Below are 24,791 nucleotides of genomic sequence, written 5' to 3' on the forward strand. Positions count from 1 at the left end.
TGTCGCTGCGGCAATCCATCGCACCTGATGCTTGTCCGTTGCAGGCGGGTGGCCGTACGGAAAGGAAACATGCCGATCGAAAAAGGGTGTACACAGGCGCCCTGCCTGTTCGCTCACCTTCATGCGCGCAACTGGGAAGTTTTCATATCACACGCCGCTACTGTTTTTGGAGATACTACGTGGTGACGACGATCCCAGGGGTGATTTCCTTGATCCGTTTGGGCTATGCCTGCATCAGCGTAAAGCTGAAAAACAATCCGAACAAAAAGACGACCGTTGCGCAAATCAATAAACTGGAGCCGCAGGCGCGCCTGAAAAAGCTGCGGCTAGTGTTGCAGACGAATTTTTTCAACCTGATGGATTTGCTCGCCTACAACGTGGAAAACCGCATTTTTTTGTATCGCCTCCCCTCGGAATTTGTGCCGCTGGCTACGCACCCGGTCGCGGCAGACTGGGACTGGGCCAAAGAATTTTCCTGGGACTTTCAGAAGACAGGCACATTCATCCGCAACAACGGCATTCGCCTGACAGCGCACCCCGGCCACTTCAGCATTTTGAACAGCGACAAGCCATCCGTGGTCGAAGCGGCGATAGCGGATTTTTCGTATCACGCCAAAGTGTTTGATCTGCTTGGATTGGACGACAATTCGGTGCTGGTCACGCATGTCGGCGGTGTGTTCGAGGACAAGGTCACTTCCCTGGAACGATTTGCGGCGAACTTTGAGCGACTGCCTGAGCAGGTCAAGCGGCGACTGGTCGTGGAGAATGACGACACGTCCTTCACCATGCGCGAGGTGTTGGAGCTGTGCGAGCGGATCGGTGTGCCGATGGTGTTCGACATCCATCACCACCATTGCCATTCGGACGGCGAGGAATGGACAGAGTATCTTCCGCGCATCATCCAGACGTGGGGGAAGCGCATCCCGAAAATGCACATGTCCTCGCCGAAATCAGCCAAAGACTTTCGCTCCCATGCGGACAATATCGATCCGGACGAATTTATCGCTTTTGCCAGCGCTCTCGCCGATTACCATGTCGATATTGTGCTGGAATGCAAAAACAAAGACGATGCGCTGCTGACTCTGCGGCAACATCTGAAAAAACGCGGGGTTGAGGTCGAGGCGTTTGCCGCTGCCCCTTGATCGCCCCGGCAGGAAAACCAATTCGCTTTTGCCGCCAGCCAAACAGCCAAAAGGACGCCTACGCGAAAACAGGCGTCCTTTTTTTGCTTGCTCGTTAATCGCAACTGCAACCACAGTCGCAGCCATGTCCGGAGGAGGAGCTTCTATGTCCGTAAGACGATGAGCTGCTGCGTCCGCCAGAGCTGCTGCCCCTATGATGCCAAACTTGGCAACGGTCGTGATAATGCTTCATTCTCCGTTGATGGTGTTTGTAATGTCTGCGGTATTCGCTGTATTTCCGGCGGTGATCCCGGTATTGCTCGCATTTGTGACGGAAATACTGCATCCGGTCCATATGGAAATGGAACTTGAACAAATACAGTTCGATTTCCGAGCCTGGCCGGACGTTTTCCGCTGACGGCGGCCTCATGTTTGGCGAAGCATTTGGTGGACGCCGGTTCGGCATGACGTTCGGCGGCATCGGATTCGGTCTGCGGTTTGGCGGCATTGGGTTGGCTGGCCTCCGATTTGGCGGCATTTGATTGGACGGCATCCGGTTTGGCGGCATCGGATTGGCTGGCATCCGGTTTGGCGGCATCGGGTTGGCTGGCATCCGGTTTGGCGGCATCGGATTGGACGGCATCGGTTTTGGCGGCATCGGGTTTGGCGTATTCGGCATAATCTGGTTAGGAGATGGCACGTTCGGCCGTTGCGGCATCGGGCGTGCCGGGATGTTGTGCTGCGGATTCTCCGAGCTTTGCGGCGCTTTCGGCTTCGACGGTGACGGTACGTTTGGCGATGGTACGTTAGGAGACGGTACAATCGGTGACGGCAACGGCATTATCGAGGAAGGCGGCTTTGGCATTTCTTTGGGACGCCTTGGGGACGATGGAGGCACAGGCGGCATCTTGCGTCGCTTTTCCACGGAAATGAACACGTCCTTTCTGATGAAATAACACAGTACATGGTATGACATTTATCCCGCTCAAGAAACGACAATCGCCCAGTTTCCAAAAATGGATTGAGCCCGTTTTTTCCACTATAGGGAAGGCGCCGTGCCAATCTTGATCTTGACTGCGCGCTCACTTTCGTTACAATAATACTAATAACGAAAATTATCTGACAGTTGTAGAGCGAAAGTGAGGAAAGACGTATGTGGCCTCCAATCGGGCTTACGCGTTTCATCCAATCACATAGAACCCAGGAGCGAGGGGTTAGGATCTAGTATCCTAACCCCTCGCTCTTTTCGTTCTCTGCTCTGTTAAAGGAGGAAACTATCCATGAATCAGCAAGCAAGCGTCATCCATATGAATGGGAATCGCCTGCGCATTGAAGACGTCGTCCGGATTGCCAGGGACGCTCACCGCATCGAATTGACCCCCGAGGCGCTGGAAAATGTGCGCCGCTCCCGGGCGATGGTCGAAGAGATGCTCCAGGAGCAAAAAGTCGTCTACGGCATCACCACAGGCTTCGGCAAATTTTCCGATGTCATGATTCAGGGCGAAGATGTCAGCAAGCTGCAGGAAAACTTGATTATGAGCCACGCCTGCGGAATGGGAGAGCCTTATCCGGTGGAAGTCGTCCGCGCCATGATGGCGTTGCGAATCAATGCGTTGGCAAAAGGCTATTCCGGCATCCGGGAAGAAACGCTGCTGCACCTGGCCGAGCTGTGCAACCGCGGCGTCCATCCGGTCATTCCCCAGCAAGGCTCGCTCGGCGCCAGCGGCGATTTGGCTCCGCTCGCGCACATGGTCCTCGTCATGCTCGGCAAGGGCGAAGCGATCGTCAATGGACAGCGGATGAGCGGAGAAGCGGCGCTCAAAGCAGTCGGGCTCTCCCCGATTCGCCTGCAGGCCAAAGAAGGTCTGGCCCTGATTAACGGCACGCAGGCGATGACCGCCCTGCTCTGCCTGGCCTTGTACGATTCGCGCGTCGTCCTGGAAAGCGCGGAGCTGATCGCGTCGATGACGATTGAAGCGTTGCGCGGCATACCGAAAGCGTTTGATCCGCAACTGCACCTCGTCCGCCCGCATCCCGGACAGCAGGAATCGGCGAGACGACTGCTCGCGCACCTGTCCGGCAGCGAAAGAACCTCGCAGCAGGGCGAGCTGCGCGTCCAGGACCCTTACAGTCTGCGCTGCCTCCCGCAAGTCCACGGAGCGACACGCGATACGCTGGAGTACGTCTGGGCGACGGTCACCCGGGAGTGCAACAGCGTGACCGACAACCCGATCCTGTTCACGGAAACAGGCGATGTCATCTCCGGCGGAAACTTCCACGGGCAGCCGATGGCCTTTGCCGCCGATTTTTTGGCGATCGCCATGGCAGAGCTGGCCAACATCTCCGAGCGCCGTACAGAGCGACTCGTCAACCCGCAGCTTAGCGGCCTGCCCGGATTTTTGACCGAAAACGGCGGTCTTCATTCCGGTTTTATGATTACGCAATATGTAGCCGCTTCCATCGTCTCGGAAAACAAAGTGCTGTGCCATCCTGCGTCCGTCGATTCCATCCCGTCCTCGGCAAACCAGGAGGACCACGTCAGCATGGGGACAACCGCCGCCCGCAAGCTGCGCACGGTCATTTCCAACGTGACAAAGGTGCTCGCCATCGAATATTTGGCGGCAGCACAGGCGATCGACTTCGGGAATGGAGAGCTGGGCGCAGGCACGAAAAAAGCTTACGAAGAGCTGCGCCGCGTCATTCCCCGTCTGCACGAGGACCGGGAAATGCACCCCGACCTGGTGAAAGCAGAGGAACTGATTCAAAAAGGAGCGCTTGTCATTCTCTAGTAGTGATCCGCGCTGGGAATGCCCTCCCTTCTCTGCTATGATGAAAGCGAAGGCGGCACGACCGCACGACCATTCGATTCGCTGTAGAGCATGGAGGGCTGCCTGATGAAGCCAGCATCTGAGCCGCTGCAACACCCTGACTATCTTTTGTTGTTCGACGGTGTTTGCCATTTGTGCAACAGCGCCGTTCAATTCATCCTCAAGCGCGATCCTTCCGGCAGCATTCACTTCGCTTCTTTGCAGTCGGAAAAAGCGCAGCAAATTTTGTCCCGCTTTTCGTATGCCGAAAGCGGGCTGTCATCTGTCGTCCTGATTGCCCATGGACGCTTATACACCAAGTCAGACGCGATTTTGCGAGTGGCGCGCAAGCTGTCCGGGGCCTGGCCGCTGTGCTACTACCTCGGCCGTCTGTTCCCCCGTCCCGTCCGCGATTTCACCTACGATTGGGTGGCCAAAAACCGTTACCGCTGGTTTGGCAAACAGGAACAGTGCATGCTGCCTACTCCCGAGATCAAGGCTCGCTTTCTGGACTGACTGATCGGTTAGAAAACTTGGCTGCGCCAAACCCTTGGCGACGCCTTTGTGGCACTTATGTACAAAAAAAAGAGGAGCCGTCGCGATCTGTCGGCTCCTCTTTTCGCTATTTGACCCGCGCTTGCGGGTGATCGTCGCTTGCGAAGGCAGCGGCTTTGGCGTTTGCCTCCACCTGTGCCGGGCTTTTGCTGCCCGGGATGACCGTCGTGACGGCCGGGTGCTTCAGGCACCACGCCAGCGCCCACTGCGCCATGTCCACGCCCTCCGGCACTTCGCTTTCCTTGATTTTGGCAACCTCTTCGAGCAGGCGGGCGACGTGCTGCGGATCGTGGCGGTGGCGCACATCGTTTCCGGCGAACACGGCTCCTGGCTTGTATTTTCCGCTCAAATAACCGCTCGCCAGCGGCACGCGTGCGAGCACGCCCAAATCCTGCTCCGCGCACGACGCAAACACCGCTTCCTCCGGCTTGCGATCCAGCCGGTTGTAGACGACCTGGATCGTCTGCGCGTTGACGCGGGAAGCTCCGCCCACCTGATGCATGTTGTCGTTTTTGGCAATCGACAAGCCCAGATGGCGAATCTTCCCTGCCTGCACCTGCTTGTCCAGATACGTCCACAGCTCGTCGTTGTCAAACGCTTCGTCTGGCCCGGAATGGAACTGGTACAGGTCGATGTAGTCGGTCTGCAAAGCCCGCAGCGATTTTTCCAGTTGCTCCTGCACAGCGGCAGCCCCGTACTCGTTCGTCCGCGAAAACTTGTCGTGGAAATGGTGGCCGAACTTCGTCGCGATGATCCAATCGGCGCGGCGGCTCTTTTTCAAATAGCCTCCGATCAGCTTCTCGGACAGATGATCGCCGTAGCACTCTGCGGTGTCGATCAGGTTGATCCCCAGCTCGTGCGCCTTGTCCAGAATCTGGTCGACTTCTTGCTGCGAAAAGTCTTGCCCCCACTCTCCGCCAAATTGCCACGTCCCTACGCCAATGACCGAAACAGTCAGTTCCGTTTTCCCTAATCTGCGGTACTTCATTGTCGATTCCTCCTCGCGCCTCTATGTAGAAAAGGCCCTGAGCGAACTGTCGCTCAGGGTGAAACCAAACGAACATCAGATTGTTTTTTCGATGTTTAACTGGCTGACAAACGCTTGCAGGCTGTCTTTCCGTTCCTTGCGCATTTTTTTGCGCTCCTCGGCAGTAGCCATCAACCTTTTCTCTTCCTCGGTTTCCGGAACGATGGCCGGAACCTCGGTAGGATTGCCCGCTTCATCGAGCGCGACAAAAGTCAAAAACGAAGTGGCAGTCAGGACTCGTTCCCCTGTTTGCAGGTTTTCCGAGACGATTTTCACAAAGACCTCCATGGACGTGCGCCCTGTCGAGGAGACAAACGCTTCCAGGCAGATCGAATGCCCCATTTTTACGGGTGCCAAAAAATCGATGGAGTCTATGGAAGCAGTCACGACCGGGCGGCGCGAATGCCGCATGGCAGCGATTGCCGCTACCTCATCTATATAGGCCATCATCGTCCCGCCGAAGATGGTCCCGTGGTAATTCGTATCGGACGGTTGAACCAAGGATGCCTGGATCGTGCGGGATTCTTGTGTAGTCTTGACGTTCATCACTGTTGCTCCTTTGTCAATCATGTTCATGCTCCCCCATCATATCACAAGGCATCCGCTGTTCCAATTACATACTGACAGTTGTCATATGGCTGCGCTCGCGCAGGCGGTCCAGCACGGTATCCGCCTCCTCCTGCAAAAAATAGCGCAGCATCGGCACGTTCCATTCGTAGGCGGGGCGGTAGCCATCGAGCGCGAACCAGTTTTCGTCGATGTGCGCAGCCAGCTTCCTGCGCTCCCGGTTCGCGCAGTAAAACTGCTCCAAATAGTCCGTTCCCCAGCGGGAAAAGGACGACGTCTCTTTGGTCACGGCAGTCAACAAAATTTCCTGGCCCGTATCAATCAAATCCAGCGGGTACAACTGGCAACTGAACGGCTTGAGCGGCAGGACATCGTGCCCTGCCTCTTCCGCGTAGGCGTGGATCGCACAGCCGAAGCGGCCGTTGTTTTCCTGATAAAACAGACAGTTGCCATGCCGCATACGAATCGTGCCTGGCAACTGTCCCCGGTCCCACACGCCGTAGCGCTCCCAGTTTTCCCGCTCGCCTGCTGTCTGCAAACGGGCAGCGATCGCCGGAACCTGTTTTTCCAGCAGCGGGATTTGCCATTCCTCGACGGCGTATGGCTGGCCGCCTTCGCAGCAAGTCTCGCGGTGAACCGCCCGGCAATTCCAGCAGTCCAGGTGAAACAAAGCGAGCAGAGCGGGTACGTCCACCATGTACCGCCCTGCCTTTATCATCGCATGCCTGTTTTTTTTCATGTACTTTTCGCAACTGTACACTTCTTTTTCACTCATCGGATCGGGTGTTCCGACGTAGCGATAGGATGGCTTCCTGTTCATTTTTCCAGGACGATCTCCGCTTCCGTACCGAAAATGTTCAGTTTTCCGTCTGCATAGGTGGCGAGATCCACTTCTTCTCCGGGAATTTCCATCAAAATTTCCACGCTTTCCTCGTCCGCTGCCACAAACAGCAGCAACAGGTCTTTTTCGTCAAATTCGTTGTCGGTGAGCTTCACTTCTGTCAGTTGTCCCTGAAACTGCGCGACTTCTTCATCGTCTTCGCTTTCCGTGTCCCATTGCGTAAAAGTGACAGACAGCGTTTGCTTGGCAAACTCGTCCGCAAGCAGGCGCAAAAGCTGTTCGTGCTGTTGAATTTCCATTGTCAATCCCTCCGAAAAAATATCATTACTGCCCATCATAGCAAAGTGCAGCGGAAAAGCCAAAAGAAAAACCGCTTCCCAAACCGAAGCGGCTGTTTCCTGACGCTAGCTTACTTTGCTGATCGTCTGGGCGAGGGCAAAATCTTTGCCCGTCAGCCCTTTTGCCTCGCGGGTCGCGAGCGTAAACGTCACAGTTCCGCCAGACAGGTGAATCTCGACATGCTGACTGTCATGCTCAAGCATTTCCGCCACACGGTTTACAAAGCTCACAGCCGTGGCAAAGTCTCTACAGTGATATGTGCGAGACAGCGCCATCCTGTCTTCTACCAGCTTCCAGCCCGGAACCTTGCTCAAATACAGTTTGACCTGTTCCAAAGACAGCTTGCTCACTCACATCGCCCCCCTTTTGTCCGATGAATCGGTGGTAACACCATCATATTCAACAGACAGAAAGGTTAGTCACGCTTATCCGCGCTACCTATTGCTTGATCGCGTAAAAAATCATGCGCGGCGATTGACTGGCTATATACGGTTCAAATTGGTAATTGCCGAATACCTGAATTTGTCCGAATCCGGCCAGCTCCAGCATGGCCGTCATCTGTTCCACGGAGAAAAGCCGAACCTGCTCCAAGTACTCCCTCGGCTGCGCGGCGGGATCGTCTCGAATCAAAATCCGCTTTTTTACCGCCTCGTCCTCGATCCAGCGCTTCTCCTCGATCAGCATCCCGCTGACCTCTTTGGTGGAGTGCGGGACAAGATGCTGCTTCACGTAGGCGGGGTTCAAATAGTCGATGACGACTTCCCCGTTCACCTTCAATGCCTGCGCCATATTGCGGACGACCTGCGCGTTTTCCTCATCGGACGAAAAATAGCCAAAGCTGGTGAACAGGTTGACTACGATGTCAAATTCGTCCCGATACGGAATATGGCGCATGTCGCAGCGAGCGAAGCTGAGCTGTGGATAGGTGTTCTGCTCTTCCGCAAGCTGCAGCAGCACGGGGGACAGGTCGACACCTACGACTTCGTATCCTCTGCGAGCCAGCGCACGCGAATGCCGCCCGCTCCCACAGCAAAGATCAAGTACGCGCCCCGTGCTCTTTATCGGCAATCGCTCGAGCAGATTGGCGATCTCGCTGTCGGCCGCCGAATCGTCCCGATGCCGATACACAAGTACGTAATCTTCGCGAAAGCTGCGTTCAAACCATTCTTCTGCCATTCCCTAGCTCCTTTAATTCCAAGATGCTCTCATTATACCACAGCGGGGTTTATCCGCAGCCGATTTCCCCCCGCCGAAGTGCACGGAAAACCGCAGGAAGCCTGACCAAAAGCACACTCGCGAAGAAACGACGACAGCGATGCGCTGAGGCTCGAAGACTATCCCGTCCGGTGAATGGCAAACACAGTCCGAAAACAAAAACCCCCTGTCTTTCCTGCTGGCGGCAAGCCTTGCCATACAGTAGGAGGACAGGGGGTTTTGGGGCTGGCTACGGCAGGCGCGCAGCTCGTCCCAGGCGAATTTTTTCCGCCGCACGGGCAATGATGCTCTCCACGGAGGCCGGGTCGTCCACGACGTCGTACTCGTTGATGTTCACCCGCAGAACAGGACAGGAGGTAAACGAGTGAATCCAGCTATCATAGCGGTTGAACAAATCGCGCCAGTAGTCGATCGGGGTCTGCTGCTCCATCGGGCGTCCCCGCTCCTGGACGCGCCCGATAATGTCATCGAAGCTGCCTTCCAGGTAGATCAAAATATCGGGATGCGGGAAGTACGGCGTCATGACCATCGCTTCGAACAGCTCTGTGTACGTGCGGTAGTCTTCTTCCGTCATGTTGCCCTGCTCGTACAGCATGCGGGCGAAAATGCCGGTATCCTCGTAAATCGAGCGATCCTGGACGAAGCCGCCGCCGTAGTCGAACATCCGCTTCTGCTCCTTGAAGCGCTCGGCCAGGAAAAAGATTTGCAGGTGAAAGCCCCAGCGGGACAAATCGTTGTAATAACGGCCAAGGTAAGGGTTGTTGTCCACTTTTTCCACGGACACGCGAAAACCGAGCTGATCGGCCAGGGCGTGTGTGAACGTCGATTTGCCGACGCCTACCGTTCCGCCGATGGTGATGACCGCATTGCTCGGAATGCCGTATTTTTCACGAAGATGGCTGTTTTGAAACCTAGACATGTACGCAACTCCTTATTGAAATACTTGCCAATCACACGGCATCGTTATGCCTGTTGCCCCCGCAGCTCCTGAATACGCGGCAGGATGAGATCGAGCATATACTGCCGATCCTCTGGCCGATGGACGAAATCCAGCTCGTCACAGTTGAATTTGATGACAGGCGTATCCGGGTGGTGCTTTTCAAACTCGTCCATAAATTCGTTGTAATCGGCGATCAGATTTTCCATATAGCCCACATCCATCGTCCGCTCCACCTCACGATCGCGCATGGCGATCCGCTTCATGACCGTGTCGATGGACGCCGTCAAGTAAATGACCAGATGAGCCTGCGGCAAATCTTCTGTCAGGATATCATAAATTTTGAGATACTTCGGGAGATTGTTGTCGGACAGCGTTCGTTTGGCAAAAATCGTATTTTTAAAAATATTGTAATCGGATACGACAGAAATGCCCTGGTTGAGATAGTGGGCGTGAATATCCTGCAACTGCTTGTAGCGGTTGCACAGGAAAAACATCTCTAGCTGAAAGCTCCACTCCGCGATGTTCTCGTAAAACTTTCCTAGAAACGGATTTTCATAAACAATTTCTTCCAATAATTGCAATTCGCAAGTGCGGTGCAGTTCCCGCGCCAACGAGGTTTTTCCAATACCGATCGGTCCCTCGACAGTTATTAATATGGACTTCATATACGCCTCTGTTCCTTTCGCCAAAATGAGAGCACTCCATATTTTAGCACGCGTACTTCCATTTGTCGAAACCATTCCTTTTCTGTCGCATGCCGCTTTTTTCCAATAAAAAAAACTGCTCCTGACGATCAGAGCAGTCGGTCGGACAAACGCTTTTGCGCTACGTAAAATACTCGATTTTGGCCTTGGGAAACAGTCTCGCAATCTCCCTCTCCAAATGCGCCTGCAAGGCTTTGGCCTGCACGTCCGGGTAGACGTACTTGCCTTTGCCGTACTTGCCCCATTTGTATTTGCGCTCCTCCTCGTTCATCGCCAGCTTGGTTTTCGGATAGCGCTGCAAAATCAAGTTTTTGGCAATTTTGGTGAAGCGGTGCTGGATCAGCTCAAAAGTCAGGTCGGCCAGCGCTTCCGGGACGAGCTGGTTTCGCAGCCGTTCCAGCAAGTCGGTGTAGCCTTCCTCCCATCCGTCAAACCAGTATAAGGGGGCCAAAATGAAGCCGAGCGGATAGCCTGCTTTTGCCACTTTGCCCGCCGCTTCAATTCTTTGCGCAAAGCTGGAAGTGCCCGGCTCGAAGTTTTTGATGACGTAATCGGCATTCATGCTGAAGCGAAAACGGGTATGCTTGTTATGTTTCGCATCGAGCAACGAATCGACGTGGTGAAACTTGGTAACGAACCGCAGACGGCCATACTCCTGTTCCCCCATAAATTCGATCGCTCGCTTCAGGTTTCCTGTCAAATGCTCGATGCTGACCGGATCGGACGTACAGGCTGCCTCGAATCGGGTAATCTCTCCCGGCCGTTCCTCGATGTATGTTTTCGCCTGGGCCAAAATTTCATCGGTATTGACGTAGACGCGAACGTACGGCTTGGACCCGATGTTCGTATTCAAATAGCAGTAGTGGCAATGCGCCGCGCAGCCTGTAGCCAGCGGAATCGCGTATTCCGCAGACGGCTTGGAGGTTTCGAACTTCAACGTTTTGCGCACCCCAATGACCAATGTTCGCTTGGCATTGCGGTACTTTTCCACCTCTGTCTCGCCGGGAATGCCGCGCACCTGATTGTGGCTGGTTGTCATTTGCAGCGGGATGCCTTCCGCTTGCAAACGCTGGTACAGCTCCTGGCCGAGCGGATAGTTCAGTGCGTTTGGCTCGACGAAAACGTAGTCGGGCACAAACAGGCCAGTTTTTTTCTGCCCTGTTTTCGCGGGTGCTTCCAGCAGTGTCGTCACCATAAGCGCAAGATCCCTCCCAGTGTGTAGTATGGCCTGCACAGTCGGACAAGCTTTCGAGGAGATCACTGGCTGCTCACGCTCTACAGCGTGCTTTTGAACTCGCGCAGCCACTGTCGCGCTTCCGCCGCCTGGCTGGACGGCACCTGCAGCGTGTACACATACCCGCCTTTTTTCGTTTCTCTGGACAACAGCCTGACCCGGATTCCTTTTATCTCCAAATATCGCCGGCACTCGCTCGCCACTCTAGGAAGCCCGTACGATTCATGAATCGTTACCCATTTGGTCCACATGCCTTCCCCCACCCTCATTGCTTCTTCCTTTACTGTAAGCAACAAGCAGGCAGTTGGTTCAAAAAAGACGCAGCGATTGCCGATTTTCCCAAAACTGTTTTCGCCTTTGCGCAGTCTAATACGTGTAGGAGGGGGAAAATGTGAATCTGGAACAACTTGTCTCGCAAGCCAGGCAAGGAGACGACGAAGCTTTTTACCAGTTGATTTGCCAGCAGCAACAGCAGCTGTACAGCGTGGCTTACGCCTTTTTGCGCAACGAACTGGACGCGCTGGAGGCGATACAGGAAGCGACCTGCCGTTCCTATCTCCGCTTGTCTCGCCTGAAGCAGCCCGCGCATTTTCGCACCTGGCTGACACGCATTCTCATCCACGTATGTCTGGACGAGCTGAAACGAAAAAAACGGTTTGCCCCCGACTTTCCCGATGGCGACGGTCTGGCGGACCCGGATCGCAAGCAGTGGGAGCACACGGCGGACAAACTCGTTATCGAGGAAGCGCTGGCCAAGCTTACGCCTGCTTACCGCAGCATCATCATCCTGAAATATTTTGAAGATCTGACCATTCGCGAAATTGCGTTGCGGCTCGGCCATCCGGAAGGAACGATCAAGACCTGGCTGCACAAGGCGTTGGCTACATTGCGAAAAGAACTCGGGAAAGGCTGGTGAATGTATATGGATATCGAAAAAACAGAGGGTCAGACCGACGCGCACGTACCGCCGCACATCGAGCACTACATTCGCTCTGGCATCGCCCAGGCCAAAAGCCTTCAACGCAGACGCCGCCGCAGCCGTCTGGTTCGCCTCTGCTCGGGAATTGCGACAGGGTGTCTGCTCCTGGCCTTTGTGTTCTCGGTGCGCCTCTCCCCGGCGGTTGCCGCTTATGTCAGCCACATTCCCGGGATGGAAAAGTTCGTCGAGCTGATTCGCGATGACAAAGGGTTGCAGCGGGCTGCCGAGCACGAGATGGTCCAGGACATCGGCACAGGCGGCTCGCTTGCAGGCATCACGTTCACGATCGACCAGGTGCTGACCGATCAGAAGCGGATGCTGCTGTTTTACACCTTGAAGCACGAACGTAGCGGCCAAAAGGTCGGGATGCGCAAGCTGGAGCTGTTTGACGCCTCCGGCAAGGAGTGGGAGCACGGAGCGAGCTGGTCTGGCATGGACGTGGAAGCGAACGAGGAGCAAAAAAACCGGATTGATATTTTTCTCCCGGAAACAAGCGAAGTACCTGACGCGCTGACAGCCAAAGTGACGCTCGACCTCGACGGCGTAGAGCTGAACCCTCCGCTTGCGATTACGTTTCCGATCGACCATAGCAAATACACGACATTTGAGAAAAAAGTGGTTCCTGTCGGAAAAAAAGTGACGGTGGACGGACAGACGTTTACCATCGAGCAAATGACGGTGTTCCCTACGCAAACAGAAGTCAGCATCCGCTTCGATCCGGGCAACTCCAAACATATTTTCGGCTTTGACGATCTGCGGCTGGTTGATGAAAACGGCCAGACGTACGCTTTCTGGGGAAATGGCGTGCCGACGCGTGACAACGGGGAAAACGGCAAAGTGTACAATCTGGAAAGCATCTATTTTCTGGAGCCGCAAAAGCTGTTTTTGAAAGCAAACGGGATTCGGGCGCTGGACCGCGACAAGCTGCAGGTGGTAATCGACGCGAAGACGCAGAAGCTCGTCAAAGCACCCGATGCCAGGCTCAAGCTGACTGCGCTGCGCCAGGTCGATGATGTGGTCGGCATGGACTGGGAGCTGGAAGTCGAGGAAGCGGACGCGCATCGCTTCATCCATTTGGGCAGCGACATCACGGACAATCAGGCGAATAAATACGACTACGTCCAGGGAAGCTCGTCTTCGCGCGATCCGGCGAGGCGTCTTCAGACGTACAGCCTGATTTACCAAAGACTGACGAAGAACGGCGCCCCTGATTTCTACACTTTTACCCTCACGGACTATCCCGCTCGTTTGCAAGGCGGGTTTACCGTGCAAGTCAAATAGCAAAATGGCCTCGCAGAGAATTTGCTCTCCGCGAGGCCATTTTGTTGTCGCTCCCCTTCGCTTTACTCCACAACCGCCCAGTGATTGGTCGGACCGTGGCCGCCGCCCAATTGCGGAGCGGTCCTGATCGCTTCGAAAATAAAGCGGTTCGCTTTTTCAACCGCAGCCACGAGCGGCGTATGTTTCGCCAGCTCTGCCGTCAACGCAGCGGAAAACGTGCAGCCCGTTCCGTGCGTATGCCGGGTATGGATGCGCTCATGCGACAACTCGAAAAAGTCGCGGCCGTCAAACAAAATGTCGACGACGGTATCACCGTCGAGGTGGCCGCCCTTCATCAAGACGTTGCGCGCTCCGAGCGCATGAATCGCGCGGGCGCCTTCGCGCATATCGTCCGGGGTGCGAATCGTCATACCTGTCAGGCACTCGGCCTCCGGCAAATTCGGCGTCACGACTTCCGCGAGCGGCAGCAACTCTGTTTTCAGCGCGTCAATCGCTTCGTCCAGGAGCAGCTTGGCCCCGCCCTTGGCGATCATCACCGGGTCTACGACCAGCTTTTGCAGACTCGCGGCGCGCACCTCTGCCGCCACTGCGCGGATGATGTCCGCATCAAACAGCATTCCCGTCTTCGCCGCATCCGCTCCCAGGTCGCGCAACACTTCGCGCATCTGCTGGGCCACCGCCTCTGTCGGCAGCGGATACACCCCGGCCACGCCCAACGTATTTTGCGCCGTAATCGCCGTAATCGCGCTCATTCCGTAAACGCCGAGTTGGTGAAACGTCTTCAAATCGGCCTGGATGCCCGCTCCGCCCCCGCTGTCTGATCCTGCTATCGTCAATGCTCTCGCGATTGTATGCATGAATCTCCCTCCTGCTTTCGCCACCTTTTCTCCTACGAGTATATCATCCGCTTGTCCCATTCGGTATACTTAGGAGTGATGACCAACCGCAAAGAAGGGATTTGTTATGTCGTATCGCTTGTTTTACTGGCTGACCGTGCTCATTCCCACGATCATTATCGGGGGCTTCGAATTTGTTCGGCACGATTTTTTGCTGCCTTATATGTCCATGGAAACGGGCAACGTATATATTACTTTGCTGACGCTCTTGTTGTCTTATTTGTTCGCCACCTGGATGTTTCGCACGATCAAGCAGATGAACGCGCGGATCGTCGAGGAGCAAGCCAGGCGGGCCGTGTACGAGGAGCGCGAGCGTTTGGCCCGGGAGTTGCACGACGGCATCGCGCAATCTTTGTTTTTTCTCAATGTCAAGCTGAAGCAGGGGCATCTGGATGACGCCAGAGTAGCGGTTTCGGCCATCGACAACCACGTGCGCCAGGCGATTTTCAACCTGCGCTCGTTGCCGGAGGAAGGCAGCTTCGACCAGCGGCTGGAAAAATGGCTGACGCAGTGGAGCGCGCTGTCCGGCGTCGATGTCGCAGCGGATTTGCGCGTGAAGGAAAGCTTTTTCACCCCTGCGGAGGAAGTGCAACTGTTCGGAATCATCCAGGAAGCTTTTGCCAACATCCGCAAACATGCGCAGGCCAAGCATTCCTGGATTCGACTGACGACAGGCGAGCCGCGGAGCTGGCAGCTCGTGATCGAGGACGACGGCGTGGGAATTGCCCACACCAAGCCAGACACGAAAAAATACGGCTTGTCGATGATGCGCGAGCGGGCGCGCCAGTTGAACGCCGCAATTGACATTCAAAAACGGGCAGACGGCGGCACCATCATTCGCCTGACAGCCCATCCTGGAGGTTTTTCGCAATGAACGCATACCGTGTGCTGATCGCTGACGACCACCCGATGGCTCGCATGGCGATTCGCTCGCTCTTGGACCCGGACCCTTCGTTTGAAGTGATCGGCGAGGCCGAAAACGGCGAGGAAGCTTTTTTGCTCTGTGGACAGTTGCAGCCCGATCTGGTGCTGATGGACATCAACATGCCGAAATGGAGCGGCTTGGAAGCGACCCGCGAGGTGAAAAAAGCGTACCCGCACATCAAGGTCGTCATCCTGAGCGTCTCGGATGACGTCGCAGACTTGATTACCGCGATTCAATTCGGCGCGCAAGGCTACTTGCTGAAAAACCTGGAGCCAGACGACTGGATCAACTACTTGCACGCGTTGCTTGGCGAAGACAGCGAGTTGACGCGGGAAATGGCCACCCGGCTGATGTACCGGTTCAGGCAGGAGGAGCACGTGGACGATCTGGTGCCGGATGTGCTGACGCCGCGCGAACGGGAAATCGTCATGTACGTCGGAGCCGGAAAGACGAACAGGGAAATCAGCGAAGCGTTGATTATCGCGGAAAACACGGTGAAAAATCACCTGAAAAACATCCTGGAAAAGCTGCAATTGGCCAATCGCGTGCAGCTCGCCGCCTACGCGGTGCGCCACCATCTGATTATGAAAAAGTAAGCTCCCAACCGAAAACAGTTGCTTTCCGCGCCAACCACTGTCATCCTTAGAAGGACCCGTTTTTACGATACCAGACATGAAGAATGGCAGGTGAACCACATGCTCGAAGTCAAGACCTCCAAGCTGAGCAACGGAGAATTAAACAGAGGCGTTTTCGCCATGCGCGACTTTGCAAAAGGCGAATTGCTCCATGAAGCTCCGGTTCTTCCTTATTTGAACGAGGAACACGAGCACATTGAAAAAACGCTTTTGGCGGACTACGCCTTTGAATACGGTGCCAACCATACCGCGTTTTTGCTCGGCTACGGCATGCTATTCAACCATTCCTACACGCCAAACGCCACGTACAGCATCAATTTTGACAACCACACGTTCGATTTCTACGCCTATCGCGACATTCAGGCGGGCGAAGAGATTTTGATTAACTACAACGGCGATGAGGATTGCGACGATCCGCTCTGGTTTTACGAAGAAGAGCAGTCCGGCAATAAAAAGGAATAGGCAAGCGCGATCAACAGGCAGGGGAGCTTTTCCCTTGCCTTTTTGTTTTTTAGCCCGTGTTGGCAGCCAGCGCCGCCTCCAGCAGCTTCAGTTCGTATTCGTCGCGTTCCGGCGCAAGCGCCGAGCAGCGCATGTCAATCCTGGCCCCTTACCGCACCGGGTCGATATCCTCTCCGCCCGCCAGCACAATGCCATCGACCGCCGCTACAAGCTCTTGGCAAGCATCGAGATCCCCGACAGGAATCCCGAGCGGAATCGCTCCTGCTTTTCGCACGGCATCCAAATAGTCGTGCCCGATGACGCTAAAGCCTTGTCCGGCCACTCCCCGCAGCTTCCCGCCGAAGCCTTCATGCGGGTTATCCAAAGGTGAGCAATCTCGCTCTGTTCTGCACAAAAAAATGACTCCGCCAGACGTAACTGCCGAAGCCAATGGTAAACACGATTTTTATGGAGTGATATCTGCCGCCTCGTAGCTGTAGTACACATACGGATCTTTCGGTGCCTTGACCGCCTGGATTTTCGCATCTTTCAGCACGAGCATGTCATAGCCGTCGACCTGGCGCAGCTCCAGCTTGCCCTGCACCTTGACCCAACTGTCCTTCGCCCATTTGCCTGCGTCCTCGCTCTCCACGAGAATGCCGAAGACACTGGCATCCGCCGTGCAGCACGTCACCGAAAAACGCGCCACGACGAATTGCTTGTCGCCAAGTCCAGGCTCCCTGTAGACAAAGCCGAGCGTTTCGAGCTGTTTTCCCGCGAAGTCTTTCGCGTACAGCTCCAGCGTGGTGAGGCCGTCCAAAAAGATTTTGTCATGAAGCGAGATCACGGGCTGCCTGTACATGGAGGCGGCGATGTCGGTGTAAAAATCGCCGAAGCCCCCGCCCGAAAAGTATCGCTTCAGTTCCTCGTCCGTCATGGACGGACTGGCGCCAGAAGTAGCCTGTGCTGTGCCACTTGCTGTCGGGTTCGCAGCCGTTGCGTCTGCGGGCACTGCTTGCTCTATCGCTTGCGGCTGCGCGGATTGCTGTGGCGTCTGTTGCTGATCGCCCTTCTGGCCTTCGCCTGTTGTTTCCACCACGACTGGCGCATTTGCCTGCTGTGATGGCGATGTGTCCTCGCCTGTCTGCTCTGGCGGTGCAGCCTGGCCGCCCTGCTCCCCGGACGGCTGGGACGCTGCTTCTGGTTGCCCAGCTCCTGTCGCCACTGCCGCCAATTTTCTGGCGTCGCTGCTGAGCAGAGTAACCCCGCGGTTTTCCGCTACGGCGCTCCCCAATATTTTATCCGGCATGAAAAAGCCCATGAAGATCGGCAGCAAAAACAGGCTGTAGATGACAAGCGAGCCCCAGCGCGTGCGCGGCACCTGGTGCGCTTCCTCGCAGTCGCACTCGTACGCCCGGTTTTTGCTGAACAACTGGCGCACGCTCACAATGGTCAAAATGACGAGAATGCCTAGCGTGACGTAGCTGAGCATGTGCAGCTTCGGCGCGAGGTAATGCCCCAGCTTTTCCGTCCAGATCAGGTAGGACAACAGCGCGGCGAACCCTGCCAAAATCAGGCTGCGCATCAAATAGTGTCTGGTCCAGTTCGTCTGTTCCATTTCTTTCCTCCCCCTAGATCGGCATCAGCATCGTAACGGCCAACACCAGTATTGTAATGGCGACGACGAGCTTGACGACAAATCCGAAGCGGAACGTGCCGAGCAGCATCAGCGTCGTTTTGAAATCAAGCATCGGTCCAAAGACGAGAAAAGCGAGCAGCGAGCTGCTTTGAAACGTGCCCGAAAACGATGCGGCAATAAAGGCATCCGCCTCCGAGCAAAGCGAAAACAAGTAAGCCATGCCCATCATGACCAGATGGGACGTAATCGGCGTTTGCCCGATCTCCACCAAAATGTCGCGGCTCATGAACACTTGCAGGATGCTGCTGACCAACGCCCCGAACAGCAAAAATTTGCCCATGTCGAAAAATTCGTCAACGGCATGCGCAAAAGTTGCCGACAGCTTGCCCCGCATCGCTTCGCTATGGGCGGCTTCGTGGCGAATTTGCGCCTCTGTCCCGAGCCGCAGCGGGTTCTTTTTCACAAACAGCCAGACCAACAAGCCGACGGCCAGCGCGACGAGAAAACCGGCGACTCCCCGGTACAGCGCCATATCCGGCTGCCGCGCGAAGGCGATGTACGTCGAGGAGAGCACGACCGGATTGACAATCGGTCCGGCGAGTAAAAACACGACGCCGACGGATACGGGCATCCCTTTTTGAATCAGGCGGCGGACAACCGGGACGATCGCACACTCGCACACCGGAAACAAAAAGCCGAGCAGCCCGGCAATCGGTAACGCGACGAGCGGATGTTTTGGCATCCAGCGCCTAACCTGCTCTTCCGAGACAAACGTCTGAATGAAGGCGGAAAAAAACACGCCCAGCAGCACAAACGGGATGGCCTCCAGCAAAATGCTGAGAAAAAACGTTTTGACATCGAGCCAACGCGGCGACCATTCTATGCGAAAGCCGGAAAACCAGCTATTCTGGCTGCCAGTGGTAAGCCAGACTACACACAATCCAAGAAGGACGGCCCCTATAATCTCTATGAGGAAATGACGAATTTTAGCAATCACGTAAGCTGTCCACTCCTTTTAGCAAATCGTCATCATTCCTAATTAGATACTCCTTGCGCACTTTCCTCCTGGTTCCCGTCTTTTTTTCCGTCCCTTTCCGTTTTATAATGGATAAAACCGACTGTGCGGGGGGAAGAACATGGAGCTGGAATTTCAGCGTGCTGCTGAAGAAGGAGACGTTTGCGAGATCCAAACGGTCGATGAAGCGAAGGTAAACAGGCTGCGGCCGAAGATGAGCGAAACAGAAGGCGTCGCCCCTTTGTTCAAGGCGCTGGCTGACGACACGCGCGCGAAAATCATTTACGCCCTGGCGCTGGAGGGCGAGCTGTGCGTGTGCGATGTCGCGGCCACGATCAACAGCTCGATTGCCAACACCTCCCACCATCTGCGCTTGCTGCGCAACATGGGGCTTGCCCGGCACCGCAAGGACGGAAAGCTCGTCTACTACGCCCTGGACGACGACCATGTTCGCCATCTGATTATGTGCGGGATCGAGCATGCGGCCGAATTGAAGCAATCGAAAAAGACAGCTCGTTCTTGAGCAGTTCCATTGTGGCTCGTCACATTTGTGGCGGCTTTTTTTATTGTTTTTACCTAACATTCAAATGATTGTTTGAATATAATAATGAATGTGGTATGATTTAGGTAAATTCCCGGCCGAAAGAAGGGGTCTCCCATGCACGACTACGAAGTCATCATCATTGGCGGCGGCCAGTCCGGCCTTGCGCTGGGCCATTTTTTGCAGCAGCGGCAGGTACGCTTCGTCATTCTGGACCAAAACGGACGCGTCGGGGACAGTTGGCGCAAGCGTTACGACTCCCTCGTGCTGTTTACCTCGCGCAAGCACAATGCCCTCCCCGGCCTGGCCTTTCCCGGAGAGCCGCATACCGTTCCGACGAAAGACGAAGCCGCGGACTATCTGGAGCTGTACGCCAGTCATTTTCAATTGCCCGTCCGTTTGAATACGGCGGTCGTCTCCGTCGAGCGCACGGCATCGGGCTTTCTCGTGCAGACAGGGCACGAAGCGCTGCGAACGAAAAACGTCGTCGTCGCAACAGGCCCGTTTCAATCGCCTTACATCCCGCCGTTTGCCGGGCATTTGGCCCCCGATGCCGTCTCGCTCCATACGGCGCACTACCGAAACGAAAGCCAGCTCCCCGCCGGGCCCGTCCTCGTCGTCGGCTCAGGCAATTCGGGCGCGCAAATCGCCGTGGAGCTGGCCATGCACCGCCCCGTCATTTTTTCCAGCGGACAGCCGCGCGTTCATCTGCCTTTGTACGTTTTGGGCAAAACTATTTTTGACTACATGCAGTTGTTTGGCTTGCTGGACGCCCCGCGCTCGTCGTGGGTCGGAAAGCAACTGATGAAACGACCTGATCCGATTTTTGGCTACCAAAAACAGATGAAAGCTCTGGCAAAAACTGGCGCCATGCGCATCGCGACCAGAACCGTTCGCCTTGCGGACAAAACCGCCTTTTTCGTGGACGGCGGGCAGGCGAGCTTCCAGAGCGTTTTATGGGCGACCGGATTTCGCCCCGACTACGGCTGGCTGTCCATGGCAGACGTACTCGACCCAAGCGGCTGGCCGCGGCATGATCGCGGTGTCACAGCCGTGCCGGGACTGTTGTTTCTCGGGCTTCCCTGGCAGCATACACGCGCCTCCGCGCTCATGGGCGGCGTGGGAAAAGACGCTTTCTTTCTTGCTGAACAACTCGTCCGCTAAAGCGACCCAATAGAGGAGGGCAACACTATGGGATTCCACCATCACGACCACGGAGATGGACACGACCATCATCACCATGGAAAAGGAGCGAGCAAAAAAGCGCTGTTCACTTCTTTTCTCATCATCACGGTGTTTTTGATCGTCGAGACGATCGGCGGCTTTTTGACCAACAGTCTTGCGCTTTTATCCGATGCCGGCCACATGCTGAGCGATGCCCTGGCGCTTCTGCTCAGCCTCGTTGCCTTGCACTTTGCCGCGCGTCCCCCTTCGGCCAAAAAAACGTTCGGGATGCAGCGTTTTGAAATTCTCGCTGCCTTGACAAACGGCGTCACGCTCGTGCTGATTTCCTTGTTCATTTTCTGGGAAGGCTTCCAGCGCCTGCTCCAGCCTCCCGAGGTGGCCAGCGGAAAAATGATCGTCATTGCCGCCATCGGTTTGCTCGCCAATATCGCCGCTGCCTTCGTCCTCATGCGCGGCGATTACAAGGACAACGTGAACGTGCGCAGCGCCTACCTGCACGTTCTGGGCGACATGCTCGGCTCTGTCGGCGCCATTCTCGGCGGCATCCTGATGCTCGCTTTCGACTGGTACATCGCCGACCCGCTCATCAGCATTATCGTCGCCTTCCTGATCTTGCTCAGCGCCTGGCGCGTCACCAAGGAATCGGTCAACATCTTGCTGGAAGGAGCGCCCTCCCGCCTCGACACGACAAAGGTGGAAGCGCGCCTGGGCCAGCTCGACGGCGTGCGCAAAGTGCACGATCTGCACATCTGGACGGTCACTTCCGGCTTTGACTCGCTGACGTGCCACCTCATCGTCGAGGACGGCTTGCCGAGCTACCCTGTCCTGGATGCGGCGCTGGAGCTTTTGCAAAAAGAATTTGGCATCACGCACGCGACGATCCAGATTGAGAACTCTTCAATCTCGCACGGCAAGCTGCATTGTCAGGGAGGGGCGCGGGGGCATGTGCATGAGCACGGACACTCCCGCTGAACACGCGAACTCACACGTTCACGCACACCGCCATAACCACGAACGTCCCATCTCCAAGCCCCGCCCCACTGAGCAAAAAAAGAACCATCTCCCTTACCAAGAGAGATGGTTCTTCGTCTGTTCGCCTAGTCTTCCATCGTGGACAGGTCGCCTGTCGGCAGGCCCAGCTCCCACGCCTTGAGGACGCGGCGCATGATTTTTCCGGAGCGCGTTTTTGGCAGCTTGTCGCGAAACTCGATTTCGCGCGGAGCGGCGTGGGCTGCCAGCCCCTCCTTCACGAACTTGCGGATGTCGTCCATCAACGCTTCGCTCGGCTCGTAGCCCGCGCGCAGCGAGATGAACGCCTTGATAATTTCGCCCCGCAGCGGATCGGGCTTGCCGATTACCCCTGCTTCGGCGACTGCCGGATGCTCGACCAGCTTGCTCTCGACCTCGAAAGGACCGACGCGCTCGCCGGACGTGTTGATAACATCGTCAATCCGGCCCTGGAACCAGAAGTAGCCTTCCTCGTCCTTGTAAGCCGAGTCGCCCGACACGTACCAGCCCGGGATGCTGAAATATTCTGCGTATTTCGCCGGGTTGTTCCAGATTTGTCGCATCATCGACGGCCAGCCGACGCGGATCGCAAGGTTGCCCATCCGGTTTGGCGGCAGCTCGTTGCCTTGGTCGTCGATAATCGCCGCGTAGACGCCCGGGACAGGCTTGCCCATCGAGCCTGGCTTGATCGGCATGCTGCGGTAGTTGGAAATCAGTTGGCCGCCAGTCTCTGTCATCCACCAGTTGTCGTGGATGCGGTGGTTGAACACGCGCAGTCCCCAATACACAACCTCCGGATTGAGCGGCTCGCCGACGCTCAGTACATGGCGCAGGCTGGACAGATCGAAGCGCTTCACAACCTCATCGCCTGCGCCCATCAGCATGCGGAACGCGGTAGGCGCGCTGTACCAGACCGTTACTTTATATTTTTCAATCGTTTTATACCAGTCTTCCGGAGTGAATCGTCCGCCGCGAACGACGTTCGTGACGCCGTTCAGCCACGGAGCGAAAATGCCGTACGAAGTGCCTGTCACCCAACCCGGGTCGGCTGTACACCAGTACACATCGTCTTCTTGCAAGTCCAGCACCCATTTTCCTGTCTGGTAGTGCTGAATCATCGCGTTGTGGACGTGCAGCACGCCTTTTGGCTTGCCTGTCGAGCCGGACGTGTAGTGCAAAATCATGCCGTCCTCGCGATCCACCCACTCGATCTCCAGCTCCGAGGATGCTTTTGCCATCGCTTCTTCAAAGCTGACTTGCCCTTCCGCAAGCTCCTCTTTTGCCCCGACAATAATGACGTGCTTGAGGGCTGGCAGCTCGGATACCGGGATGCGCGGCAGCAGCGCAGGAGTCGTCACAATCGCGGTCGCTTCGCTGTTTTCCAGACGGTCGCGCACCGCTGCTTCCATAAATGCCTCGAACAAAGGGCCGACAATCGCACCGACCTTCAGCGTTCCTAAAACGCTTACATAAAGCTCTGGGGTACGCGGCATGAAGACGAACACGCGGTCGCCTTTTGCGATTCCCAGGTCACGCAGTACATTTCCGAATTTATTGGACAGCTCGCTCAGTTGGGCAAAGGTGTAGGCTTCTTCCCGGGTCAAATCGCTGTACAGCAGCGCGACCTTGTCCTTGCGCTCGGTAGAAAGATGGCGATCAATGGCTTCATAAGCCATATTCACTTTTCCCGTCTCATACCAGGAAAATTGCTTTTCGACATCCTTCCAGTCAAAATTGGCGTACGTCTCGTCGTAATTCTCCAGGTTGAATCGGCCTTCTGTCGCCGGAATTTTTTCTACGTTCATGCTCTCACTCTCCTAAACCCCTTAATGGATTCTTCACTACGCAACATTCATAATATTTCTGCACTTTTCGCTAAATTCCTTCTGCCAGAACCTACTTATTCGAAAAGCGCAGAAATCGAGTATAATGACACTACCTTGGGGATAAAGGAGATGGCCGAAGAGATGTTATGGTTTTTACTGATTGTCGCTGTCGCCTTGCTCTTTGTCAAAGCGTATCGCAATACATTCGATGTCCATACCAACTATGTTTCCATTCCGCTGCAACCGTCGCAGCATATAGATGATCGGCAAGACTTCGAACCGCTCTCTGTCTTGCATCTGTCCGATTTGCACATGGAAAATTTGTCGATTGACCCGATGCGGATCGTCCGCGATTTTTCCGGGCAATCGGTCGATTTGATCGCGATTACCGGAGATTTGCTCGATCGCCATAAAAACATTCCGAAAGCAGTCGCCTACGTCGAGCGGCTGATGCAATTGCAGCCTGCGCTCGGTACGTATGTCGTTTTTGGCAACCACGACTACGTTCTCTCGCCGCCAAAGCTGGCGCAACTGAAATCGGAGCTGACGCGGATCGGCTGCCGCGTCCTCATCAACGAACATGTGACGGTCGACCATAAAGGCCAGCCGCTGCACATCATCGGCGTCGACGATTACAGTACGCGCCGCAGCCAACTGGAAAAGTCGTTTCAAGCCGTTCCCGCGACAGGCGTGCGCCTCGTTCTCACGCACGACCCGAATATCGTCTTGCATATGAAAGATTATGCCTACGATTACTTGCTGGCCGGACATTTTCACGGCGGGCAAATTCATTGGCCGCGTCCTTACCACCTCGCCAAAATGGGGAAGTTGCCGCGGCTGAACATGGTCAAAGGGCTGCATGAGATGGACGGACGGCCGTTCTACATTAGTGAGGGCCTGGGGCAAACAGGGCTGAACGTCCGCCTTCGCTCTCGTCCGGAAATGACACTGCACACGCTAGGCAGCGCAAGCCTGCTTGCGGTCCCAGAGGCAACGGCAGCACAGCCTTCCGCTTTGCAGGAAAGCGCCGCCACGCTTGCCCTGGAGTAATGTATAATAGACCTACGCAA

Annotated in this window: 29 protein-coding genes; 14 read left to right on the top strand and 15 right to left on the bottom strand. The window is 55.6% G+C overall.

Annotated elements, in window-relative coordinates; translation table 11 throughout:
- The first annotated feature begins 209 nt into the window (after nucleotides 1-209).
- The 5 genes from uvsE to M655_RS17190 all read left to right on the top strand — a co-directional run bounded on the left by uvsE (nucleotide 210) and on the right by M655_RS17190 (nucleotide 4,444).
- Nucleotides 210-1,142, top strand: a complete 933-nt coding sequence (gene uvsE / locus M655_RS17170) for a UV DNA damage repair endonuclease UvsE (protein ID WP_026557014.1) — start codon at nucleotides 210-212, stop codon at nucleotides 1,140-1,142.
- A gap of 347 nt (nucleotides 1,143-1,489) precedes the next feature.
- Nucleotides 1,490-1,663: a hypothetical protein gene (locus M655_RS17175; protein WP_155808674.1), complete on the top strand. Its 174-nt coding sequence runs from the start codon at nucleotides 1,490-1,492 to the stop codon at nucleotides 1,661-1,663.
- The gene (locus M655_RS17180; RefSeq protein ID WP_286085848.1) at nucleotides 1,664-2,077 is read left to right on the top strand and encodes a hypothetical protein; all 414 of its coding nucleotides are present in this window, start codon (nucleotides 1,664-1,666) and stop codon (nucleotides 2,075-2,077) included.
- A gap of 324 nt (nucleotides 2,078-2,401) precedes the next feature.
- Nucleotides 2,402-3,910 carry a histidine ammonia-lyase gene (gene hutH, locus M655_RS17185; RefSeq protein ID WP_007785063.1) on the top strand — a complete coding sequence of 503 codons (1,509 nt, stop codon included), beginning with the start codon at nucleotides 2,402-2,404 and terminating at the stop codon, nucleotides 3,908-3,910.
- A gap of 105 nt (nucleotides 3,911-4,015) precedes the next feature.
- Nucleotides 4,016-4,444 carry a thiol-disulfide oxidoreductase DCC family protein gene (locus M655_RS17190; RefSeq protein WP_026557013.1) on the top strand — a complete coding sequence of 143 codons (429 nt, stop codon included), beginning with the start codon at nucleotides 4,016-4,018 and terminating at the stop codon, nucleotides 4,442-4,444.
- Nucleotides 4,445-4,550: 106 nt separating this feature from the next.
- Here the strand turns inward: M655_RS17190 and M655_RS17195 are convergent, their stop codons facing one another.
- The 10 genes from M655_RS17195 to M655_RS17240 all read right to left on the bottom strand — a co-directional run bounded on the left by M655_RS17195 (nucleotide 4,551) and on the right by M655_RS17240 (nucleotide 11,601).
- A complete protein-coding gene (locus tag M655_RS17195) occupies nucleotides 4,551-5,471 on the bottom strand; it encodes an aldo/keto reductase (protein ID WP_026557012.1) in 921 nt (306 codons plus the stop codon).
- Between the two features lie 75 nt (nucleotides 5,472-5,546).
- Nucleotides 5,547-6,056: an acyl-CoA thioesterase gene (locus tag M655_RS17200; RefSeq protein WP_025848534.1), complete on the bottom strand. Its 510-nt coding sequence runs from the start codon at nucleotides 6,054-6,056 to the stop codon at nucleotides 5,547-5,549.
- 67 nt (nucleotides 6,057-6,123) lie between these two features.
- Nucleotides 6,124-6,897 (bottom strand): DUF3109 family protein, encoded by a 774-nt coding sequence (locus M655_RS17205; protein ID WP_005828016.1) that lies wholly within the window; start codon nucleotides 6,895-6,897, stop codon nucleotides 6,124-6,126.
- Nucleotides 6,894-7,217 (bottom strand): hypothetical protein, encoded by a 324-nt coding sequence (locus M655_RS17210; protein ID WP_007785058.1) that lies wholly within the window; start codon nucleotides 7,215-7,217, stop codon nucleotides 6,894-6,896. Before M655_RS17210 ends, M655_RS17205 begins: the two co-directional genes overlap by 4 nt.
- A 105-nt stretch (nucleotides 7,218-7,322) precedes the next feature.
- Nucleotides 7,323-7,607, bottom strand: coding sequence for a 4a-hydroxytetrahydrobiopterin dehydratase (locus M655_RS17215; protein WP_005828012.1), 285 nt, complete (start codon nucleotides 7,605-7,607; stop codon nucleotides 7,323-7,325).
- An 88-nt stretch (nucleotides 7,608-7,695) separates the two neighbouring features.
- Entirely contained in the window at nucleotides 7,696-8,433 is a 738-nt protein-coding gene (locus M655_RS17220; RefSeq protein ID WP_005828009.1) for a class I SAM-dependent methyltransferase, read from the bottom strand.
- Between the two features lie 268 nt (nucleotides 8,434-8,701).
- Nucleotides 8,702-9,391, bottom strand: a complete 690-nt coding sequence (locus tag M655_RS17225) for a deoxynucleoside kinase (RefSeq protein WP_005828008.1) — start codon at nucleotides 9,389-9,391, stop codon at nucleotides 8,702-8,704.
- Nucleotides 9,392-9,435: 44 nt separating this feature from the next.
- Nucleotides 9,436-10,077 (bottom strand): deoxynucleoside kinase, encoded by a 642-nt coding sequence (locus M655_RS17230; protein WP_025848528.1) that lies wholly within the window; start codon nucleotides 10,075-10,077, stop codon nucleotides 9,436-9,438.
- A gap of 160 nt (nucleotides 10,078-10,237) precedes the next feature.
- Complete coding sequence (gene splB / locus M655_RS17235; RefSeq protein WP_026557011.1) at nucleotides 10,238-11,311, bottom strand: spore photoproduct lyase; 1,074 nt, start codon at nucleotides 11,309-11,311, stop codon at nucleotides 10,238-10,240.
- Between the two features lie 80 nt (nucleotides 11,312-11,391).
- A complete protein-coding gene (locus M655_RS17240; RefSeq protein WP_035317425.1) occupies nucleotides 11,392-11,601 on the bottom strand; it encodes a hypothetical protein in 210 nt (69 codons plus the stop codon).
- Nucleotides 11,602-11,741: 140 nt separating this feature from the next.
- On the opposite strand from M655_RS17240, the gene M655_RS17245 reads away from it, so the two are divergent.
- Together M655_RS17245 and M655_RS17250 are read left to right on the top strand one after the other, a co-directional pair.
- On the top strand, nucleotides 11,742-12,266 hold the full coding sequence (locus M655_RS17245; RefSeq protein WP_025848525.1) for a sigma-70 family RNA polymerase sigma factor: 525 nt from the start codon (nucleotides 11,742-11,744) through the stop codon (nucleotides 12,264-12,266).
- Nucleotides 12,267-12,272: 6 nt separating this feature from the next.
- Complete coding sequence (locus M655_RS17250; RefSeq protein ID WP_241753010.1) at nucleotides 12,273-13,610, top strand: DUF4179 domain-containing protein; 1,338 nt, start codon at nucleotides 12,273-12,275, stop codon at nucleotides 13,608-13,610.
- A 62-nt stretch (nucleotides 13,611-13,672) separates the two neighbouring features.
- On the opposite strand, the gene thiD is transcribed toward M655_RS17250, so the two are convergent.
- Nucleotides 13,673-14,467 carry a bifunctional hydroxymethylpyrimidine kinase/phosphomethylpyrimidine kinase gene (gene thiD / locus M655_RS17255; RefSeq protein ID WP_026557009.1) on the bottom strand — a complete coding sequence of 265 codons (795 nt, stop codon included), beginning with the start codon at nucleotides 14,465-14,467 and terminating at the stop codon, nucleotides 13,673-13,675.
- 106 nt (nucleotides 14,468-14,573) lie between these two features.
- Between thiD and M655_RS17260 the strand changes: the two genes are divergently transcribed.
- The 3 genes from M655_RS17260 to M655_RS17270 all read left to right on the top strand — a co-directional run bounded on the left by M655_RS17260 (nucleotide 14,574) and on the right by M655_RS17270 (nucleotide 16,528).
- Nucleotides 14,574-15,380: a sensor histidine kinase gene (locus tag M655_RS17260; protein WP_005827995.1), complete on the top strand. Its 807-nt coding sequence runs from the start codon at nucleotides 14,574-14,576 to the stop codon at nucleotides 15,378-15,380.
- A complete protein-coding gene (locus M655_RS17265; RefSeq protein WP_005827993.1) occupies nucleotides 15,377-16,027 on the top strand; it encodes a response regulator in 651 nt (216 codons plus the stop codon). The genes M655_RS17260 and M655_RS17265 overlap by 4 nt, the downstream gene beginning before the upstream one ends.
- 99 nt (nucleotides 16,028-16,126) lie before the next feature.
- Nucleotides 16,127-16,528 (top strand): SET domain-containing protein, encoded by a 402-nt coding sequence (locus M655_RS17270; RefSeq protein ID WP_005827990.1) that lies wholly within the window; start codon nucleotides 16,127-16,129, stop codon nucleotides 16,526-16,528.
- A gap of 148 nt (nucleotides 16,529-16,676) precedes the next feature.
- Here M655_RS17270 and M655_RS17275 read toward each other — a convergent pair whose 3' ends face one another.
- The 3 genes from M655_RS17275 to M655_RS17285 form a co-directional block, all read right to left on the bottom strand.
- Nucleotides 16,677-16,892, bottom strand: a complete 216-nt coding sequence (locus tag M655_RS17275; RefSeq protein WP_026557008.1) for a gamma-glutamyl-gamma-aminobutyrate hydrolase family protein — start codon at nucleotides 16,890-16,892, stop codon at nucleotides 16,677-16,679.
- A gap of 81 nt (nucleotides 16,893-16,973) precedes the next feature.
- Nucleotides 16,974-18,125: a TIGR03943 family putative permease subunit gene (locus M655_RS17280; protein ID WP_026557007.1), complete on the bottom strand. Its 1,152-nt coding sequence runs from the start codon at nucleotides 18,123-18,125 to the stop codon at nucleotides 16,974-16,976.
- Nucleotides 18,126-18,138: 13 nt separating this feature from the next.
- Nucleotides 18,139-19,143: a permease gene (locus M655_RS17285; RefSeq protein ID WP_007785036.1), complete on the bottom strand. Its 1,005-nt coding sequence runs from the start codon at nucleotides 19,141-19,143 to the stop codon at nucleotides 18,139-18,141.
- Nucleotides 19,144-19,282: 139 nt separating this feature from the next.
- Here M655_RS17285 and M655_RS17290 point away from each other — a divergent pair, with 139 nt between their 5' ends.
- From M655_RS17290 to M655_RS17300, 3 genes are all read left to right on the top strand, one after another.
- A complete protein-coding gene (locus M655_RS17290; RefSeq protein WP_005827982.1) occupies nucleotides 19,283-19,684 on the top strand; it encodes an ArsR/SmtB family transcription factor in 402 nt (133 codons plus the stop codon).
- Between the two features lie 135 nt (nucleotides 19,685-19,819).
- Nucleotides 19,820-20,866 carry a flavin-containing monooxygenase gene (locus M655_RS17295; RefSeq protein WP_026557006.1) on the top strand — a complete coding sequence of 349 codons (1,047 nt, stop codon included), beginning with the start codon at nucleotides 19,820-19,822 and terminating at the stop codon, nucleotides 20,864-20,866.
- A 27-nt stretch (nucleotides 20,867-20,893) separates the two neighbouring features.
- The gene (locus M655_RS17300) at nucleotides 20,894-21,859 is read left to right on the top strand and encodes a cation diffusion facilitator family transporter (protein WP_005827978.1); all 966 of its coding nucleotides are present in this window, start codon (nucleotides 20,894-20,896) and stop codon (nucleotides 21,857-21,859) included.
- A 125-nt stretch (nucleotides 21,860-21,984) separates the two neighbouring features.
- Here M655_RS17300 and acsA read toward each other — a convergent pair whose 3' ends face one another.
- A complete protein-coding gene (gene acsA, locus M655_RS17305) occupies nucleotides 21,985-23,700 on the bottom strand; it encodes an acetate--CoA ligase (RefSeq protein WP_005827976.1) in 1,716 nt (571 codons plus the stop codon).
- 162 nt (nucleotides 23,701-23,862) lie between these two features.
- Between acsA and M655_RS17310 the strand changes: the two genes are divergently transcribed.
- Entirely contained in the window at nucleotides 23,863-24,771 is a 909-nt protein-coding gene (locus M655_RS17310; RefSeq protein ID WP_005827974.1) for a metallophosphoesterase, read from the top strand.
- Nucleotides 24,772-24,791 lie beyond the last annotated feature (20 nt).

Origin of the sequence: Brevibacillus sp. NSP2.1 (assembly GCF_000470975.2) — a bacterium.
Classification (GTDB): Bacteria; Bacillota; Bacilli; order Brevibacillales; family Brevibacillaceae; genus Brevibacillus; species Brevibacillus agri.